The 18900-nt window shown below is 69.7% G+C and carries 14 protein-coding genes; 10 read left to right on the forward strand and 4 right to left on the reverse strand.

Translation table 11 applies throughout. The features are described from left to right. Positions 1-137: 137 nt before the first annotated feature. Positions 138-1250, forward strand: coding sequence for an alanine dehydrogenase (ald, locus tag ORI60_RS19265; protein WP_266038922.1), 1113 nt, complete (start codon positions 138-140; stop codon positions 1248-1250). Positions 1251-1304: 54 nt separating this feature from the next. Here ald and ORI60_RS19270 read toward each other — a convergent pair whose 3' ends face one another. Both ORI60_RS19270 and ORI60_RS19275 read right to left on the reverse strand, forming a co-directional pair. Next, positions 1305-1985: a TetR/AcrR family transcriptional regulator gene (locus tag ORI60_RS19270; RefSeq protein WP_266038923.1), complete on the reverse strand. Its 681-nt coding sequence runs from the start codon at positions 1983-1985 to the stop codon at positions 1305-1307. A 9-nt stretch (positions 1986-1994) separates the two neighbouring features. Continuing rightward, complete coding sequence (locus ORI60_RS19275; protein ID WP_266038924.1) at positions 1995-3443, reverse strand: MFS transporter; 1449 nt, start codon at positions 3441-3443, stop codon at positions 1995-1997. A 445-nt stretch (positions 3444-3888) separates the two neighbouring features. On the opposite strand from ORI60_RS19275, the gene ORI60_RS19280 reads away from it, so the two are divergent. The 8 genes from ORI60_RS19280 to ORI60_RS19315 all read left to right on the forward strand — a co-directional run bounded on the left by ORI60_RS19280 (position 3889) and on the right by ORI60_RS19315 (position 15392). Further along, positions 3889-4071: a hypothetical protein gene (locus tag ORI60_RS19280; RefSeq protein ID WP_045312139.1), complete on the forward strand. Its 183-nt coding sequence runs from the start codon at positions 3889-3891 to the stop codon at positions 4069-4071. Beyond that, positions 4071-4508 (forward strand): hypothetical protein, encoded by a 438-nt coding sequence (locus tag ORI60_RS19285; RefSeq protein WP_266038928.1) that lies wholly within the window; start codon positions 4071-4073, stop codon positions 4506-4508. The genes ORI60_RS19280 and ORI60_RS19285 overlap by 1 nt, the downstream gene beginning before the upstream one ends. 22 nt (positions 4509-4530) lie before the next feature. Beyond that, entirely contained in the window at positions 4531-5484 is a 954-nt protein-coding gene (locus ORI60_RS19290) for an ABC transporter ATP-binding protein (protein ID WP_266038929.1), read from the forward strand. Continuing rightward, positions 5484-6359: a hypothetical protein gene (locus tag ORI60_RS19295; protein ID WP_266038931.1), complete on the forward strand. Its 876-nt coding sequence runs from the start codon at positions 5484-5486 to the stop codon at positions 6357-6359. The genes ORI60_RS19290 and ORI60_RS19295 overlap by 1 nt, the downstream gene beginning before the upstream one ends. Before the next feature lie 26 nt (positions 6360-6385). Next, complete coding sequence (locus ORI60_RS19300) at positions 6386-10126, forward strand: ABC transporter ATP-binding protein (RefSeq protein WP_266038933.1); 3741 nt, start codon at positions 6386-6388, stop codon at positions 10124-10126. 163 nt (positions 10127-10289) lie between these two features. Continuing rightward, positions 10290-11129 (forward strand): hypothetical protein, encoded by an 840-nt coding sequence (locus tag ORI60_RS19305; protein ID WP_266038934.1) that lies wholly within the window; start codon positions 10290-10292, stop codon positions 11127-11129. A 309-nt stretch (positions 11130-11438) separates the two neighbouring features. Then, a complete protein-coding gene (locus ORI60_RS19310; RefSeq protein ID WP_266038935.1) occupies positions 11439-15131 on the forward strand; it encodes a multifunctional oxoglutarate decarboxylase/oxoglutarate dehydrogenase thiamine pyrophosphate-binding subunit/dihydrolipoyllysine-residue succinyltransferase subunit in 3693 nt (1230 codons plus the stop codon). Positions 15132-15212: 81 nt separating this feature from the next. Continuing rightward, positions 15213-15392: a DUF6104 family protein gene (locus tag ORI60_RS19315; RefSeq protein WP_030471325.1), complete on the forward strand. Its 180-nt coding sequence runs from the start codon at positions 15213-15215 to the stop codon at positions 15390-15392. Between the two features lies 1 nt (position 15393). Here ORI60_RS19315 and ORI60_RS19320 read toward each other — a convergent pair whose 3' ends face one another. After that, on the reverse strand, positions 15394-16386 hold the full coding sequence (locus tag ORI60_RS19320) for an aldo/keto reductase (RefSeq protein WP_266038936.1): 993 nt from the start codon (positions 16384-16386) through the stop codon (positions 15394-15396). A 133-nt stretch (positions 16387-16519) separates the two neighbouring features. Beyond that, the gene (locus ORI60_RS19325) at positions 16520-17404 is read right to left on the reverse strand and encodes a hypothetical protein (RefSeq protein ID WP_266038937.1); all 885 of its coding nucleotides are present in this window, start codon (positions 17402-17404) and stop codon (positions 16520-16522) included. 200 nt (positions 17405-17604) lie between these two features. Here ORI60_RS19325 and ORI60_RS19330 point away from each other — a divergent pair, with 200 nt between their 5' ends. After that, entirely contained in the window at positions 17605-18720 is a 1116-nt protein-coding gene (locus ORI60_RS19330) for a S8 family peptidase (RefSeq protein ID WP_266038938.1), read from the forward strand. Positions 18721-18900 lie beyond the last annotated feature (180 nt).

An 18900-nucleotide genomic window follows, 5' to 3' on the forward strand; every position in this document is an offset into this window, starting at 1 on the left:
GGAACGCGAACGAGGCTCAGGTCGCTTTGTCCCAAGTGAACAACTAGCACGGTGGCAGATAGTGCAACTAGCACAGTGACTTGGTCTTGCGACTGGCCCACATTATGAGATGTCGGCCACCGAACGGAGGAGTCATCGTGCGGATCGCAGTTCCCCGCGAGATCAAGAACCACGAGTACCGCGTCGCTCTCACCCCTGCCGGTGCGCACGAGCTCACCAGCCGCGGGCACGACGTCTACGTCGAGCAGGGCGCCGGTCTCGGTTCCGCGATCACCGACGAGGAGTACCTCGCCGCGGGCGCCAAGGTCCTCCCGACGGCCGACGACGTCTGGGCCGAGGGCGACCTGGTCCTCAAGGTCAAGGAGCCGATCGCCGAGGAGTACCCCCGCCTCCGCGCCGGCCAGACCCTCTTCACGTACCTGCACCTCGCCGCCGACAAGCCGCTGACCGAGGCGCTCCTCGCGTCCGGCACCACGGCCATCGCCTACGAGACCGTGCAGCTGCCGAACCGCGCGCTGCCGCTGCTCGCCCCGATGTCCGAGGTCGCGGGCCGGCTGGCCCCGCAGGTCGGCGCGTTCTCGCTGATGAAGCCCTCCGGCGGCCGCGGCGTGCTGCCCGGCGGCGTCCCCGGTGTCGCCCCGGCACGCGTGGTCGTCATCGGCGGCGGCGTGGCGGGTGTCAACGCGGCCACCATCGCCGTCGGCATGGGCGCCGACGTGCAGATCCTCGACACCAACGTCGACCGCCTGCGCCAGATCGACGCCCAGTTCCAGGGCCGTCTGCGCACGCTCGCCTCGAACTCGTTCGCGATCGAGCAGGCCGTCCGCGAGGCCGACCTGGTCATCGGCGCCGTGCTCGTCCCCGGTGCCGCCGCGCCGAAGCTCGTCTCGAACGCGTTGGTCGCCGACATGTTGCCGGGTTCGGTGCTCGTCGACATCGCCATCGACCAGGGCGGCTGCTTCGAGGACTCCCGCGCCACCACGCACGCCGAGCCGACCTACGAGGTCCACAACTCGGTGTTCTACTGCGTCGCGAACATGCCGGGCGCCGTCCCGCGCACCTCGACCTACGCGCTGACCAACGTGACGCTGCCGTACGCGGTCGCGCTGGCCGACAAGGGCTGGGAGAAGGCGCTCAAGGACGACCGTTCGCTCGCCCTGGGCCTCAACGCCCACGCCGGTCTGCTGACCAACGGCCCGGTGGCCGAGGCGACCGGCCTCGTGCACACGCCGCTGGAGACCGTGGTCTGAAAGCCAACTGGATGACTGAGGCCCCCGCACGCGTGAACCGCTGCGGGGGTTTCGCTATCTGAGGGCGGCGACGCGCGCCTTGACGCCGGCGATCACGCAGTCCAGCCCGAACTCGAACTGGCGCTCGAGCGACCACAGCTCGCTCTCGTCCAGCATCGCGACGTACCGGGGGTGCTTGTCCCGGTAGAGGTCGGCGATCTTGTCCATGTCCGGCGGGGGCGAGTCCATCCCGCCGCGGGCGATGAAGTTGACCTCGGCGATGGCGTACCCGTTGACGAAGCTGCCCACCGTGGAGATCGACTGGGCAGCGGTCACGGTCGACAGCCCCTCGCGCAGCATCGGCCCGAACATGGCGTCCGCGTAGGCCACCGCGTTCGGGCCGATGGTGTTGAACTCCCCGATCCCGCGGATCCACCACGGGTGCTTGAGCGCGAGCTGGCGCAGCTCGCGCATCATCGCGCGCACCGCTGTCTCCCAGTCGGTCTCGGGATCGGGGAGGGTGAACTCGCCGTAGACCTCGTCGAGGCAGAGCTCGATCAGCGCGTCCTTCGTCGGCACGTGCCAGTACAGCGACATCGGGGCGGCGCCGAGCTCCGCCGCGAGCTTGCGCATCGAGAGCTTCTGCAGGCCGTGCGCGTCCAGGATCTCCATCGCCTTGCGGACGATCGCCTCCCGGCTCAGGCCGAGGGGCTGCCCGCTGCTGGGCCTGGGCTTGCTGAACCACACGCTCTCCACGAAGCGATCCTAGGCACGCCGCAGCAACACGCTGGCCACAACACCTCCCAGGAACACGGCGACGGCGCCGATGACCAGGCTGACGCTCATGCCGTTCGAGAACGCCTCGCGCACGACGGTGATGTCCGCCCCGCTGTTCAAGGCCTCCGACAGCGACCGCCCCGGAACGCCGTCCGGCAGCGACGCCACGAACCGCGCCGACAGCAGCGCTCCCAGCACCGCGATGCCGAACGAGGAGCCCAGTTCCGTGAGCGTGCCCGACAACCCGGACGCGATTCCGGCGCGTTCCGGTGGGATCGACCCCATCAGCGCGTTGACCGCGACCGGTTGGGACACACCGACACCCACACCGACGAGGACCAGCCCGGCGAGCGTCGGCGGGTAGGTGGTGCCGACGGACAGCAGCGCCACGCCGCTCGCGACGACCGTCATGCCGAGCAGCATCGCGCGGCCCGCGCCGAGCTTCACCACGAGCTGTCCCAGCGTGTTGCTGGTGACGAGCAACGCGATCGCCATCGGCGCCACGCGCACGCCGGCCTCCAGCGGGCTGTAGCCGAGCACGCCCTGGAGGTGTTGCGTCAGCAGGAAGAGCGAGCCCGCCATGCCGAACGCCGCCAGCACCCCGGAGGCCACCGCGCCGGTGAAACGGCGGTCGGAGAAGAACCCGAGGTCGAGCATCGGATCGGTGGTGTGCCGTTCCCACAACGCGAATCCCGTCATGGTCACCAGCCCGATCGCGACCGGCACGCCGAACTCCGCCGAGCCGAACCCGTGCTCCGGCACCTCGATCACCGCGTACACGATCGACACCATGCCGATGATCGACAGCACCGAGCCGAGCACGTCCGGCCTGCGCACGGTCGGATCCTTGGACTCCGGCACCAGCATCGCGACGGCCGCGATCGCGAGGACCGCCACCGGCACGTTGATCAGGAACACCGAGCCCCACCAGAAGTGCTTGATCAGCGCGCCGCCGATCACCGGCCCCGCCGCGAAACCGAGACTCGTGACGGCGGCCCAGATGCCGATGGCCTTCGGGCGTTCCTCGTCGTCGAACAACTGCATGAGCACGGCCAGAGTGCCCGGCATGAGCACGGCGGCGCCGATGCCCATGAAGCCGCGGGCCGCGATCAGCGCCTCGGACGACCCCGCGTACGCCGCGACCGCGCTGCCCGTGCCGAACAGCACGAGACCGGCCAGGAGTGCGCGCTTGCGGCCGAACCTGTCGCTGAGCGAACCGGTCGTGAGCAGCAGGCCCGCCAGCGCCAGCGAGTAGGCGTTGATCATCCACTGGATGTCCGCGGTGCTCGCGTCCAAGCCCGTCGAGATCGACGGGATCGCCACGTTCAGCACGGTGTTGTCCAGCACCACGACCATCACGGACAGGCACAGCACGCCGAGCACGGCCCAGCGTTGCGGGTGCGGGTGCACCACGGCCTTCTCGGTCGTCGAAGTCATCGTTCCTCCCCCTTACGGTGTACGAGGAACTTACAGCGTACGAGACGGCAGGGCGCAAGCGGATTTCGCGCAGAGCGTGTCGGATGCCGAGCGAGGGCGGGACGGAGGAAGGACCCGGGGGTTCGGGGGTGACCCCCGACAAACACTGCGGGCTCCGGCGAAATCGGTCGAAGACCAATGAGCGCCGAAGCCCGCCACGTAAAGGGCGGCCGCGCTCAACCAGCCTGGGGGTCACTGGGAGCGGGGCCGCCGTGTCCAAATATAGCGGGCCTTGCCGCACCGCGCCCAGCGCCCCCGCCGAAACGGGACCCAAAAGTTTCCCCGAGTGGACCACTGCCCGTGTCCGGCCCATCCAGCAAACGAGTGAATTACCCAGATCGCGGTGCGGCGAGCAGGGCGTTCGGCCGATGAAGACGGAGTCGGGTGTCCCTCGAAGGGAGATTCCATGGCTGAACCACAGGGATGGATCCACTGCCACGACCCGTTCGGTCGCGACAGATCGATGACCGTTCTGGTGGAGAACGACCGGGTCCTGCTGGTCACGCCGCCGGGCGAGACCGCTGTGATGTCCGCCACCCAGACGCGGCGGTTGGGCTCCTTGCTCGACCAGGCCACGGCGAAGATGTGATGGACGAGACCCTGCGCGACGCGGTGCTGCAACGCCTGGCACTGCTGGACAAAGTCGCGGAGCACGGAGAAGCCGAAGCGCTGGTTCCGTTGGCCCGCGCGGAGATCCACCGCCTCGCGGACGGCTGGCGGCTGCTGCTGACGGTGCACCAGCCCGACGAGGACGGCCGGTGCAGGGCCTGCCCCGGCTGGCTGCGCCGCCGCCGATGGCCGTGCCAGATCTGGAACATGGCGCACCAGCACCTGATCGGCGAGGGCCTGCCCCATCGCCAGCGGCGCCGCCCGTTGCGCAACCCCTTCACTCGATCAGGTGTTATCGAACTGCCGGAGGAGACACCGGCGGAGATGACCACCGAGCTGCCGGTCATGGCGGCCGAGCCATCGGTGGTGCACCGCGCGCCCGTCGTGTCTCGTCCCAAGCACGCCTTGCCGGACTGACCTTTCAGGCAGGATGGGCCGCATGCATGACGGCAGCGGCCTCATCGCGGTCCAGAACCTGACCAAGCAGTTCGGTTCGGTGACCGCGGTGCAGAACCTGAGCTTCACCGTGTCACCCGGCAGCGTGACGGGCTTCCTCGGCCCGAACGGCGCGGGCAAGACGACGACCCTGCGAATGCTGCTGGGACTGGTGAAGCCGACGAGCGGCACGGCGACGATCAACGGGAGACCGTTCCACCAACTCGGTCAGCCGGGCCGCGTGGTGGGCGCGGTGCTGGAGGCGCAGGGGTTCCACCCGAACAGGACGGCGCGCAACCACCTGCGCGTGTACGCGGCGGCGATCGGCGTGCCGGACGCGCAGGCGGACCAGGTCCTCGGCCTGGTCGGCCTGGGCACCGCCGCCGACCGCAACGTCGGCGGGTTCTCGCTGGGCATGAAGCAGCGCATGGCCGTCGCCACCGCGTTGCTCGGGGATCCGCAGGTGCTGGTCCTCGACGAACCGGCGAACGGCCTGGACCCCGAGGGCATCGCGTGGCTGCGGAACTTCCTGCAGTCGTTCGCGCGCATGGGCCGCACCGTGCTGATCTCGAGCCACCTGCTGGCCGAGGTCGAGCAGACCGTCGACCAGGTCGTGATCGTGTCGCGCGGGCAGACGATGTACTACGGGCCGCTGGACCACCTTCGCCAGCAACAACAACGCCGCGTCTTCGTGCAGCCGTCGGACGTCGGCGCCCTCGCGACCGCGTTGCGGGAAGCCGGTGTGCAGGCGCTCGAGCAGCTGCCGGACGGCCGTCTCGCCGTGTCCGGAGTGGACGCCAAGCAGGTCGCGGACACCGCGTTGCGCGCGGGCGTGTCGATCTACGGCATCCAGGAGGAGCAGGCGGACCTGGAACAGATCTTCTTCCGGCTCACCAGCGGCCAGTTCGCCGGGCACGCGCCGGCTCCGTACCAGCAGCAGCAGGGTGGTTGGGCCTGATGGGCGACCTCGTACAGGCGGAGCTCCGCAAGACCACGACGACCACGCTGTGGTGGGCGCTGCTCATCCCGACCGTGCTGGTCGCGCTGGGCGGTGGCCTGCTGTCGGGCCTGCTCGGCCAGTCGATCGTCGAGGTCTTCTCGTCCTCCGAGGCGGAGCAGCTATCCGACGCGCTCGGCGTGACGCCGGACCAGTGGAAGTTCTCGCTGCTCGGCATCGGGCGGACCATCAACCTGGCCACGATGTTCCCGTTGATCTTCGGGGCCATGGCGGTCGCCGGCGAGGTCGGCACGCGGACCATCACGACGACGTTCCTCACCGCGCCGTCGCGGGTGCACGCGATGGCGGCCAAGCTGATGGTCTACGCGCTCTGGGGCGCGATCTACGGCCTCGCGATCATCGGGTTCGTCGCGCTCGGCATCGTCCTCACCAGCAACTCGGGGCAGATGCCCGACGCGGGCGGCTGGGCGATGCTCGCCCTGGTCTGCGTGCTGTCCTCGATCCTCATGACCATGTTCGGCGTCGGCCTCGGCGCGCTGATCCCGAACTCCGCCGGCGTGGTCGTGCTGCTGATCATGTACTTCCTGGTGATCGAGAACGCGCTGCAGCTCGGGCTCCGGATCTCGGGCGTGCCGGAGACGGCCGTCGGGTTCCTGCCGAACGGGTCGGTGGACGGCCTGACCGGGTCGGTCGCGGTCGACCTCTTCCTGGCCGACGCGGGCGTGGTGCCGGAGGAGGGCGTCTACTGGCTGCGGGTCGTCGCGGGAGCGGGCGGCGCGCAGGCGTGGTGGCTGTCCGGGCTGATCTTCTTCGCCTGGGTCGCGGCCGCGTTCGGGGGCGGCTGGGCCCGGATGACCCAGAAGGACATCACCTGACCTGCGGTTCCTGACGTCACACTTTTATGTCGGACCCCGACCGTAGTGTGGGTTCCGTGACGAAGGGCTGGATCCGCCGACTGACCGCAGCGTGCTGGCAGCACCCCCGCCTGGTGGTGCTGTCGGTCCTCGCCGCGGTCGTCGGCGTGGGTCTGCAGGCGGCGGGGCCGTTGCTGCTCAAGACGGCGATCGACGACTCGACGGGCGGCCGCACCGATCGGCTGTGGCCGTTGATGGTGGCGCTGGTCGTGCTGGAGCTGCTGACGTTCGGGTCGGCGTTCCTGCGGCGCTACCTCGGCGGGCGGCTGGCGCTGGGCGTGCAGCACGACCTGCGGCTCGGCGTGTTCTCGGCGGTGCAGCGGCTCGACGGGGCGAAGCAGGACGAGCTGCGCACCGGGCAGATCGTGTCGCGCTCGATCACCGACCTGCAGCTGGTGCAGTCGCTGCTGATGATGGCGCCGCTGGCCGTGGGCACGGTGGTGTTCGCACTGGCCGCGCTGGCGGCGATGATCTACCTGTCGATCCCGCTGACGATCATCGCGGTGATCGTGCTGCCGCTGGTGGCGTGGCTGGCCGGCCGCACCCGGCTCACGCTGTTCCCCGCCACGTGGTCGGCGCAGCAGCGGGCCGCGGACCTGGCGCAGCACGTCGAGGAGACCGTCACCGGTGTCCGCGTGGTGAAGGGCTTCGGCCAGGAGGCGCGTGAGGTCGCCCGGCTGGAGAAGCACGCCAAGTTCCTGTTCGCGGAACGGATGCGCGCCGCCCGGCTGTCGTCGAAGCCGCTCGCGACCGTGACGGCGCTGCCGTTGCTCGGCCAGGTCGCGGTGCTGGGCCTCGGCGGCTGGCTGGCGCTGCACGGCCAGGTCACGCTCGGCACGTTCCTCGCCTTCACGACGTACGTGGCGAACCTCGTCGGCCCGACGCGGCTGCTGTCGAGCCTGATGGTGTCCGCCCAGCTGGCCAGGGCCGGCGTGGAGCGGGTCTACGAGCTGATCGACTCGCAGCCGGACGTGACGGACGGTCCCGGCGAGGTGCCGTCCGGCCCGCTCGGTGTCTCGTTCTCCGGCGTGTCCTTCGGTTACGCCCGCAGCGAGCCCGTCCTGAAGGACTTCTCGATCTCGGTCGAGCCGGGCGAGACGCTGGCGCTCGTGGGCACCGCGGGTTCGGGCAAGTCGACGGTGTCGTTGCTGCTGCCGCGTTTCTACGACGTGCACAGCGGCTCGGTCCGGGTCGGCGGCGCGGACGTGCGCACGCTGAAGCTGGAGTCGTTGCGCGGTGCGGTCGGCGTGGTGTTCGAGGAGGCCTTCCTCTTCTCCGACACGGTGTTCTCGAACATCGCGTACGGCAGCCCCGACGCCTCCCGCGAGGAGGTCGAGCGCGCCGCGAAGGCCGCGGAGGCCCACGACTTCATCGAGGCGCTGCCGCTCGGCTACGACACGGTGGTCGGCGAGCGGGGCCTCACCCTGTCCGGCGGCCAGCGCCAGCGCGTCGCCCTGGCCCGCGCCCTGCTCTCCGATCCGCGCATCCTCGTGCTGGACGACGCGACGTCGGCGGTGGACAACGCGACGGAGGCGGCGATCCACGCGACGCTCGCCTCGGTCACGGCCGACCGCACGACACTCCTGGTGGCCCACCGGCGTTCGACGCTCTCCCTGGCCGACCGGATCGCCGTGCTGGACGCGGGCCGCGTGGTCGACGTCGGCACGCACGCCGAGCTGACCGAGCGCTGCGCCCTCTACCGCGACCTGCTGGCGGGGCCGGGCGAGGCGATCGAGTCCGCCGCGCCGGCCACAACCGGCGACCTGTGGCCGAAGCTGTCGCAGGAAGACCTCGACGAGCGCCTGATCGCCGAGGCGAAGGTCTCCACCTCCGCCGCGCCCGGCCGGCGTGGCGGCAGCGGCGGAGGTGGCGCGGGCGGCGGCATGGCGGCGCTGGCCGGCGGCCCTCCCACCCCCGAGCTGCTGGCCCAGGTCCGTTCGCTGCCCCCGGCCACCGAGGTCCCGGTCCTGCACGGCGAGGACCCGCGCGCCCCCGACCCCGCCTTCCGCCTCGCCCGCCTGCTGCGCCCGGTCCGCTGGGCCCTGGGCGGTGTGGCGGCGCTGGTGGTGCTGGACGCGCTGGTCGGCATGGGCATGCCCTCGCTCGTGCGCCTCGGCATCGACGGCGGCGTGGTGGGCGGAGCCGAGTCGTCGCTGTGGCAGGCCGTGGTGCTGGGCGTCGGCCTGGTCGTGGTCGGCTGGCTGACCACGGCGGGCAGCACCGTCTTCGCCGCGCGCCTGGGCGAGCGCCTGCTCTACCTGCTGCGCGTCCGCAGCTACGCCCACCTGCAACGCCTCGGCCTCGACTACTACGAGCGCGAGATGGCCGGCCGCATCATGACGAGGATGACGACGGACGTCGACGCCCTCTCGACGTTCCTGCAGACCGGTCTCGTCACCGCTGTGATCAGCCTGGTCACCGTGGTCGGCATCACCGCCGCCCTGGTCGTCACCGACGCCTCGCTGGCCCTGATCGCCCTCTCGGTGCTCCCGGTCCTGGCCGCCGCCACGGTGCTCTTCCAACGCCTCTCCTCCACCGCCTACGCGGAGGCCCGCGAGCGGGTCAGCGCGGTGAACGCCGACCTCCAGGAGAACGTCTCGGGCCTGCGCGTCTCGCAGGCCTACACCAGGGAGCGCCGCTCGGCCGAGGCCTTCGCCGAACGCAGCGACGCCTACCGCCGCACCCGCCTGCGAGCCCAGCGCTACATCGCCACCTACTTCCCGTTCGTGGCGATGCTCTCCGGCGTGGCCCAGGCGGTGGTCCTGGCCGTGGGTGCCCACCGGGTGGCGGCGGGCACCATGACGCCGGGTGTCCTGCTGGCGTTCCTCCTGTACCTGGGCCTGTTCTTCAGCCCGATCCAGCAGCTCTCCGGCGTCTTCGACGGCTACCAGCAGGCGAGGGTGGGCCTGCGCAGGATCGGCGACCTGCTCCGCACCCCCAGCACGGTCGAACCACCGTCGCACCCGGTCGAGGTCCCACCCCGCCTGAAGGGCGAGGTGGAGCTCCGCAACGTCTCCTTCACCTACGCGGGAGCCGAGTCCCCGGCGCTGGACGACGTCACGCTCCACGTCAAGCCGGGCGAGACCGTCGCGCTCGTCGGCGAGACCGGCGCGGGCAAGTCGACCCTCGTCAAACTCATCGCCCGCTTCTACGACGCCACGGAGGGCACGGTCCTGGTGGACGGCGTGGACGTCCGCGCCTACGACCTCTCCGCCTACCGCCAGCGCCTCGGCGTGGTCCCCCAGGAAGCGCACCTCTTCGGCGGCGACCTGGCCTCCAACGTCGCCTACGGCCGCCCCGCGGCCACGGAACAAGAGATCCAGCAGGCCACCGAGGCCGTCGGCGCCCTCCCGATGGTGGCCACCCTCCAGAACGGTTTCCACCAGCCGGTGGGCGAACGGGGCAACCACCTCTCCGCGGGGCAGCGCCAGCTCGTGGCCCTGGCGAGAGCGGAACTGGTCAACCCCGACCTCTTACTCCTGGACGAGGCGACAGCGGCACTGGACCCGGCCACGGAGTCCGCGGTGCTGGCCGCCAGCGACCACCTCGCCGGCGCCAGGACCACCTTCGTGGTGGCCCACCGCCTGGCCACCGCGGCAAGGGCCGACCGAATAGTCGTCCTGGCCAACGGCCGGGTGATCGAGCAGGGCACCCACGCCGACCTCTTGCAGGCCAACGGCACCTACGCCCGTCTGTGGCGCCACGGCGGCACACCCGAAGCCGCGTAACCGCCCGCACACACGGCGCTACGCGGTGCCGTCAAGGCGATGGCGGGGACGCGACCGTGCGCAAGCACGAACCCGTGGCCCCCGCCACGAACCCTCGTCCCGACCTCACGCCGTCGCGTAGAAACCAACTCCCGGACCGACGCGGCCAAAGGAGTCCACCGCCGTGCCCTCACGCCCCTCGATCCTCTACGTCTCCAACCTGGCCTACCCGGCCAGAGGTCGCCGCTACTGCGACGAGGACATCTACCTGACCTCGCACCTGAGACGGCACTTCGACCTGGCCATCTGCCACCCGGAGGACGCCGCCGCCCTGATGCCGGGCCACGACGCGGTCGTGATCCGCAACAGCGGCCCGGTCATCGACCACGCCGCCGCCTACCACCACTTCCGCGAGCAGGCGAAGGCCACGGGCCAGCGCGTCTACAACCCGCTCACCGGCAAGGGCGACATGGCGGGCAAGCAGTACCTGATCGACCTGACCGGAGCGGGCTTCCCGGTCATCCCCACGTTCGGCGCCGCGGACGACCTCGACCGCCTCCCCCGGGCGACCGAGTACGTCGTGAAGCCCAAAGCCGGAGCCGACTCCCACGGTCTGGAGTTCGTGTCCGTGAACGATCTCCTGGTCAACCTGGAGAGCAAGGCCCGCGCCGGGGCCGACGTCCTCGTCCAGCCGAGGATCGACTTCCGGTACGAGGTCTCGTTCTACTTCGTGGACCACGACTTCCAGTACGCCCTGAACGCACCGGACCCGGCGAAGCGCTGGGAACTCCGCCCGTACGTCCCGAGCCGGGAGGACCTGGAGTTCGCGCAGCGGTTCGTCGACTGGAACGACATGGCCCACGGCGTCCAGCGCGTCGACGCCTGCCGCACCCGGCAGGGCGACCTGCTGCTGGTCGAACTGGAAGACCTGAACCCGTACCTGTCGCTGGACCGGACGCCCGACGACACCAGAACCCGCTTCGTCGGCGCGATAGCGGCGTCGATCCGGCGTTCACTGGGCTGAACCGGATCGGGCCGGACAAGATCAATCCGCAGGGCGGCCGCGATGTACCTATCGTGAACTGATCAGTGCTCCCGGCGCGTATGCCCGTCCGACGGCTCGGTGAGCGTTGATCGGAAGGGAGGAGACGACGTGAGACGCACATCAAGAACTGCTCAACTGCGGGTGACGACAGGGCCGTCCTGATCGATCCTGTGACAGAGCACTCCTTGCCATGTGCCTCCAGCGTGTGAAGGCCCGGGCCAGGGGGACTAACCTGACTACCGCATGAGTCAACACCAAGAGCGAGATGGATAGAGGCGAGCGCCAGCCGTGTCCAGCAGCAGTCCTGCGTCACAGTTCGGGCCGAACGAATGGCTCGTCGAGGAAATGTACGACCAGTTCCTCGCGGACCCGTCATCCGTAGACCCGGCATGGCACGACTTCTTTGCCGACTACAAGCGGGCGGGCGGCAACGGCACCGCCTCCACGGCCGGCGCGGGTGGCTCCACGGCCACCACGACCGCCACCGTGACGCCGCCGGCCGCGGACAACGGCAAGCCCGCGCCCGCCGCCGCACCCAAGCCGGCCGCCGCGCCGCCGAAGTCCGCGGCCTCGCTGCCGCAGACCGGCAAGCCCGCACCGCAGCAGGCCGCCAAGGCCGCCCCGGTCAAGCCGAGCGCGCAGCCCGAGCAGAAGCAGCTGCGCGGTGCGTCCGCCGCCATCGCGAAGAACATGGAGCTCTCGCTCACCGTTCCGACCGCGACCAGCGTGCGTGCCGTGCCCGCGAAGCTGCTGGCCGACAACCGCATCGTCATCAACAACCACCTGAAGCGGACGCGCGGCGGGAAGGTCTCCTTCACGCACGTCATCGGCTACGCGGTGGTCCGGGCGCTGCAGGCCTACCCGAACATGAACCGGCACTACGCCGAGGTGGACGGAAAGCCGTTCGTCGTCACGCCGGAGCACGTGAACTTCGGTCTGGCGATCGACCTGCCCGGCAAGGACGGCAGCCGCACGCTGGTCGTCGCGTCGGTCAAGGGCTGCGAGAACATGACGTTCACGCAGTTCTGGCAGGCCTACGAGGACCTGATCCGCAAGGCCCGCGCCGGGTCGCTCACCGCGGACGACTTCTCCGGCACCACGATCTCGCTGACCAACCCCGGCACGATCGGCACGAACCACTCGGTGCCGCGGCTGCAGGCAGGTCAGGGCGCGATCATCGGCGTCGGCGCCATGGAGTACCCCGCGCACTTCCAGGGCACCAGCGAGCAGGCGCTCACCGACATGGGCGTCAGCAAGATCATCACGCTGACCAGCACGTACGACCACCGCATCATCCAGGGTGCCGAGTCGGGCGAGTTCCTCAAGCGCGTGCACCAGCTGCTGCTCGGTGAGGACGGCTTCTACGACGAGATCTTCGCGTCGCTGCGCCTGCCCTACGAGCCGATCCGCTGGGTCGCCGACATCCCCGAGGGCGCCGTCGACAAGACCGCGCGCGTCATCGAGCTGATCGACGCGTTCCGCACGCGCGGCCACCTGATGGCCGACACGGACCCGCTGAACTACCGCCAGCGCTCGCACGCCGACCTGGACGTGCTGAGCCACGGCCTGACGCTGTGGGACCTGGACCGCGAGTTCCCGGTCGGCGGCTTCGCCGGCAAGGAGCGGATGAAGCTCCGCGACATCCTGGGCGTGCTGCGCAACTCGTACTGCCGCACCGTCGGCGTCGAGTACATGCACATCCTCGAGCCCGAAGAGCGCCGCTGGATCCAGGAGCGCGTCGAGGTTCCGCACGAGAAGCCGCCGGCCACCGTGCAGAAGTACATCCTCAGCAAGCTGAACGCCGCCGAGGCCTTCGAGACGTTCCTGCAGACGAAGTACGTCGGCCAGAAGCGCTTCTCGCTGGAGGGCGGCGAGACCGTCATCCCGCTGCTCGACGCGGTGCTCGACAAGGCCGCCGAGCACGAGCTCGACGAGGTCGTCATCGGCATGCCGCACCGCGGCCGCCTGAACGTCCTCGCGAACATCGTCGGCAAGCCGATCTCGCAGATCTTCCGCGAGTTCGAGGGCAACCTCGACCCCGGTCAGGCGCACGGCTCGGGCGACGTGAAGTACCACCTCGGTGCCGAGGGCAAGTACTTCCGCATGTTCGGCGACGGCGAGACCAAGGTGTCGCTGACGGCGAACCCGTCGCACCTCGAGGCCGTCGACCCGGTGCTCGAAGGCATCGTCCGCGCCAAGCAGGACATGATCGACAAGGGCGGCGACTTCTTCCCCGTCCTGCCGGTCGCGATGCACGGTGACGCGGCGTTCGCCGGTCAGGGTGTCGTCGCCGAGACGCTGAACCTGGCGCTCGTGCGCGGCTACCGCACCGGTGGCACCGTCCACATCGTCGTGAACAACCAGGTCGGCTTCACCACGGCACCGGAGCACTCGCGGTCCTCGAAGTACTCGACCGACGTCGCGAAGATGATCGGCTCGCCGGTCTTCCACGTGAACGGCGACGACCCCGAGGCCTGCTACTGGGTCGCGAAGCTGGCCGTCGAGTACCGCCAGGCGTTCCACAAGGACGTCGTGATCGACATGGTCTGCTACCGCCGCCGCGGCCACAACGAGGGCGACGACCCCTCGATGACGCAGCCGGCGATGTACGACGTGATCGACCAGAAGCGCTCGGTGCGCAAGACCTACACCGAGTCCCTGATCGGCCGCGGCGACATCACCGTCGAAGAGGCCGAGAAGGCGCTGCAGGACTTCTCCAGCCAGCTGGAGCACGTCTTCAACGAGGTCCGCGAGCTCGAGAAGCACCCGGTGACGGTCAGCCCGTCGGTGGAGGCCGAGCAGCAGATCCCGGCGAAGCTGCCCACGGGCATCTCCCGCGAGGTGCTGGAGCACATCGCGGACGCCCACGTGAACCTGCCGGAGGGCTTCACGCCGCACGCGCGCGTCAAGCCGGTGCTCGACCGCCGCGCCAAGATGGCGCGCGAGGGCGGCATCGACTGGGCGTTCGCCGAGCTGCTCGCCTTCGGTTCGCTCGCGATCGAGGGCCGCAACGTCCGCCTGGCCGGCCAGGACTCGCGCCGCGGCACGTTCGTGCAGCGCCACGCGACCCTGATCGACCGCAAGACGGGCGAGGACTACACGCCGCTGCAGAACCTGTCGCCGGACCAGGGCAAGTTCATGGTCTACGACTCGGTGCTGTCGGAGTTCGCCGCGCTCGGCTTCGAGTACGGCTACTCGGTCGCGAACCCGCAGGCACTGGTCCTGTGGGAGGCGCAGTTCGGTGACTTCGTCAACGGCGCGCAGCCGATCATCGACGAGTTCATCTCGTCCGGTGAGGCCAAATGGGGTCAGCGTTCCGACGTCGTGATCCTGCTGCCGCACGGCCACGAGGGCCAGGGTCCCGACCACACGTCGGGCCGCATCGAGCGCTGGCTGCAGCTGTGCGCCGAGGGCTCCATGACCGTCGCGGTGCCGTCGACGCCGGCGAACTACTTCCACCTGCTGCGCCGCCACGCCCTCGACGGCGTCGACCGGCCGCTCGTGGTGTTCACGCCGAAGTCGATGCTGCGCCTCAAGGCAGCGGTCAGCGGCACGGACGAGTTCATCAACGACCGCTTCCACTCGGTGATGGACGACCCGACCATCAAGGACCCGAACGCGGTCACGAAGGTCCTGCTGTGCAGCGGCAAGATCTCCTACGAGCTGCACGCCGAGCGTGAGAAGCGCGGCGGCGGCGACGTGGCGATCGTGCGCGTCGAGCAGCTCTACCCGGTCCCGGCCCGCAAGCTGACCGAGACCCTGGAGCGCTACCCGAACGCGAAGGACGTCCGCTGGGTGCAGGAGGAGCCGGCGAACCAGGGTGCCTGGCCGTTCTACGGTCTGGCCCTGCCGGAGCTGCTGCCCGAGCACCTGGGCACCGTCCGCCGCGTGTCGCGCCGCCCGATGGCCGCCCCGTCGGCCGGTTCGAGCAAGGTGCACGAGGTCGAGCAGCGCGAGATCATCACGCGCGCGTTCGACTAGGCCCCGCACGACACGAACGAGCCGCCGGATCCCTTGGGTCCGGCGGCTCGTTTTCTACAGAACCTCACAGGAGTTTCCGCCATGTACCACACCGATCGCGGCATCGAGGAGCTCGAGAAGCGGCGCGGCGAGGAGGAGGTCACCTTCGCGTGGCTCGCCGACAAGCTGCGGGAGTTCGTCGACGCCAACCCCGACTTCGAGACGCCGATCGAGCGCTTCGCCACGTTCCTGGCGCGCGACGACGACGACTTCGAGGACTGAGCTACCAGGCGTAGGCCTCCGGCGCCGGCTTCGACCCGTTCGGAGCCGGCGCCGGGAACAGCTCGTCGAGCTTCGCCAGCACGTCCGCGTCGAGCTTCAGCTCCGCGGCGCGCAACGAGTTGTCGAGCTGCTCCGCCGTGCGCGGCCCGATGATCGGCGCGGTCACGCCGTCCTGGTGCAGCAGCCAGGCGAGGCCGACGTTGGCCGGGTCCTCCCCGATCTCCGCGCACAGCTTCTCGTAGGCGTCGATCGTGTCGCGGTACTTCTCCAGCGCGTCCGCGGACCGCCCGGAGGCGCTGCGGGACGTGCCGCCCTCACGCTGCTTGCGCAGCACACCGCCCAGAAGGCCGCCGTGCAGCGGCGACCAGGGGATCACGCCGAGGCCGTAGTGCTTGGCCGCCGGCAGGACCTCGAGCTCGACCCAGCGGGTCATCAGGTTGTAGATCGACTGCTCGGACACCAGCCCGAGGAACCCGCGCGTGCGGGCCGCTTCCTGGGCCTGGGCGATGTGCCAGCCGGCGAAGTTGGACGAGCCGAAGTAGATGACCTTGCCCTGCTGGCGCAGCACGGAGAAGGCTTCCCAGATCTCGTCCCACGGCGTGTCCCGGTCGACGTGGTGCATCTGGTACAGGTCGATGTAGTCGGTCTGCAGGCGCTTGAGCGACGCGTCCGCGGCGCGGCGGATGTTCAGCGCCGACAGCTTGGTCTCGTTCGGCCAGTCGCCCATGCTGCCGTAGAGCTTGGTGGCGATGACCGTCCGCTCGCGACGGGTGCCGCCCTTCGCGAACCAGTTGCCGATGATGTTCTCGGTGACGCCCTCACCCTTCTTCCAGCCGTAGACGTTGGCCGTGTCGAAGAAGTTCAGGCCGTGTTCGTGGGCGCGGTCCATGATCGCGTGGCTGTCGGCCTCCGACGTCTCGGGACCGAAGTTCATCGTGCCGAGGCACAGGCGGGAGACGGACAGGCCACTGCGACCGAGCTGGGTGTACTCCATGACTTCCACCCTGCCTCCTGCGCATCCCGAGTGCCACGTGGAGCTGCTCCAGCTAGGGCCTGTATCGAAGTCTGGTTCGATGGGAGTCGCGCTTGAGGTGATTTCTGGCGCGGATCAGATTTCGATACAGGCCCTAGTCCCATTCCCACTTGATGCCGTGCACGTGGCCCGCCTGGGCTTCGTGCACCATCAGGTGCGCGGCGGCGGTGGTGCCGATCCACAGCTCGCCGGTCTCCACGTCGGGCTCGTCCGGTCCCGACCGGCTGAAGCTGTGGCAGCGCACGGGAACGGCCTCGGGGTGGAACTCGACCTCCAGCACGTAGTTGCGCAGCGTGCGGAGGAACGTGCGGTCCGCCGAGGAGCTGTCGGCGCCGGGGTCGGAGATCAGCCGCAGGTCCACCAAGGCCGTCTCGCCGGCACGCAGCACGCGGTCGAGGATGATCTCCGCGACGAGCAGCTTGCGCTCCTCGTCCCTGCGGACCCTGCCCACGCGACAGGTCTTCTCGGCGGTGATGTCGCCGGGCGAGAGGTCGGTTTCGTCAGCGGTCTTGGCGAGCAGCATGCGGTCGACGCCGTCCTCGAACGCCTCGATCACCGCGCTGCTGCGTATCTCGATCTCGCGCCTGTCCGGTCCGATGATCACCCGGTCCCGCACGCTGACGTACCGCGCGGGGGCGGGCAGCAGCCTGTCGACGCGGGCGATCTCGCGGCCGAGGTCGATCGCGGCGTCGCGCCAGATGCCCTCCAGCGCGGTGGCCCGCTCGACCCACCGGCCCCGCGGTCTCCTGTCCCCCAGCCTGCTCGTCAACGCACCCGGTGACACCTGGAGGATCTCCTCGAGAGCGGCGACGGCCGCGAGCGACTCCGTGCGTTCCGGGCGGCTGCGGCCACGACGCCAGTAACTCAACGTCGACTGGCTCACCTGCACACCGCGCGACTCCAGGTGGTGCTGGATCCGCTCCAGGCTGAGGCCGCTCGCCTCCACGGCCGACGTCAGCGCCTCCGCGAACTCCGACACGGTCGGATACTACTGTGGGTGACCGGCTGTGCGCGCCACAGTTTTGACAGTATTGAGAACAGAAGTTTCGAACCTGTTATCCGACACACATGCCGCGTTAGTTTCTTGGTGTTCCCCAGTTCATTCCCTGCCAGGAGGAACCCATGGCTCTACGGCGTCATGTCGCCATCGCGGCGGCATTGGGCATCGCTTCTACAGCGATGTGGACGCCCACCGCGATCGCCGAACAAGCGGTGCTGCCCGGTGCGGGCACGCAGGTGGTCGAGGGCAGCTACATCGTGGTGCTGAAGGACGGCGCGCGCACCCCTGCCAGCGCGTTGGCGTCCCGCTACCAGGGCGACGTCAAGCACACCTACAGCGCCGCGCTGAACGGGTTCTCGGTCACCGGAATGTCCGATCGTCAGGCGCGCAGGCTCGCGGCCGACCCGGACGTGCAATTCGTCGAGCGGAACACGATCGCCACGATCCAGGGGACGCAGTCGAACCCCGTCTGGGGTCTCGACCGGATCGATCAGGCGAACCTGCCGCTCAACCAGTCCTACACCTACCCGAACACCGCGTCGAACGTGACGGCGTACGTTCTCGACACCGGAATCAGGAAAACGCATTCCGAATTCGAGGGCCGCGCTTCCGACGGTTACGACTTCATCGACAACGACGCCGTCGCGCAGGACTGCCAGGGCCACGGCACGCACGTCGCCGGCACTGTCGCGGGCAAGACCTACGGCGTCGCGAAGAAGGCCCGGCTCGTCGGCGTCCGCGTCCTCGACTGCAACGGCAGCGGCGCGTGGGACGGCATCATCCGCGGCATCGACTGGGTGACGGCCAACGGCAAGAAGCCCGGCGTCGTCAACATGAGCCTCGGCGGCAGCGGCACGAACAGCACGCTGGAGAACGCCGTCCGGCGTTCGATCAGCGCGGGCTTCACCTACGTGCTGGCGGGCGGCAACAGCGGCCAGGACGCGTGCAACTTCACCCCGGCCCGCACGCCGGAGGCGATCACCGTCGGTGCGTCGGACCGAGCCGACAAGCGTTCGATCTGGACGGCCGGCTCGTCGAACTACGGCAGGTGCCTCGACATCTGGGCACCCGGTAGCGACATCCTGAGCGCCTCGCACAGCACCGACACCGGCACGCGGTCCATGGGCGGCACGTCGATGGCCTCCCCGCACGTAGCCGGAGCGGCCGCGCTCTACCTGAGCGCGAACCCGTCCGCGACGCCCGCCCAGGTGCGCAGCGCCCTGGTCGGCGCGGCCACGCCGAACAAGCTGACCGACATCAGGACGGGTTCGCCGAACCTGTTGCTGAAGGTCTAGGAACCTGCTGTCGCCGCCTCCCTGCAGCGGTGACGGCCATCCTGGGCGCCCTTGATGAGCAGGCCGAATGCGGCTCGGCCGAGCGCATCGTCTCGACTGGGGGCGCTTGCGGTGGGGGGGGGGGGGGGGGGGTCGGCCCAACCCCCCCGACAACAAGTATACCGGGGTTAGAGGTGCGCA

Source organism: Lentzea sp. NEAU-D7 (assembly GCF_026242055.1).
In the GTDB taxonomy this organism is placed as follows: Bacteria; Actinomycetota; Actinomycetes; order Mycobacteriales; family Pseudonocardiaceae; genus Lentzea.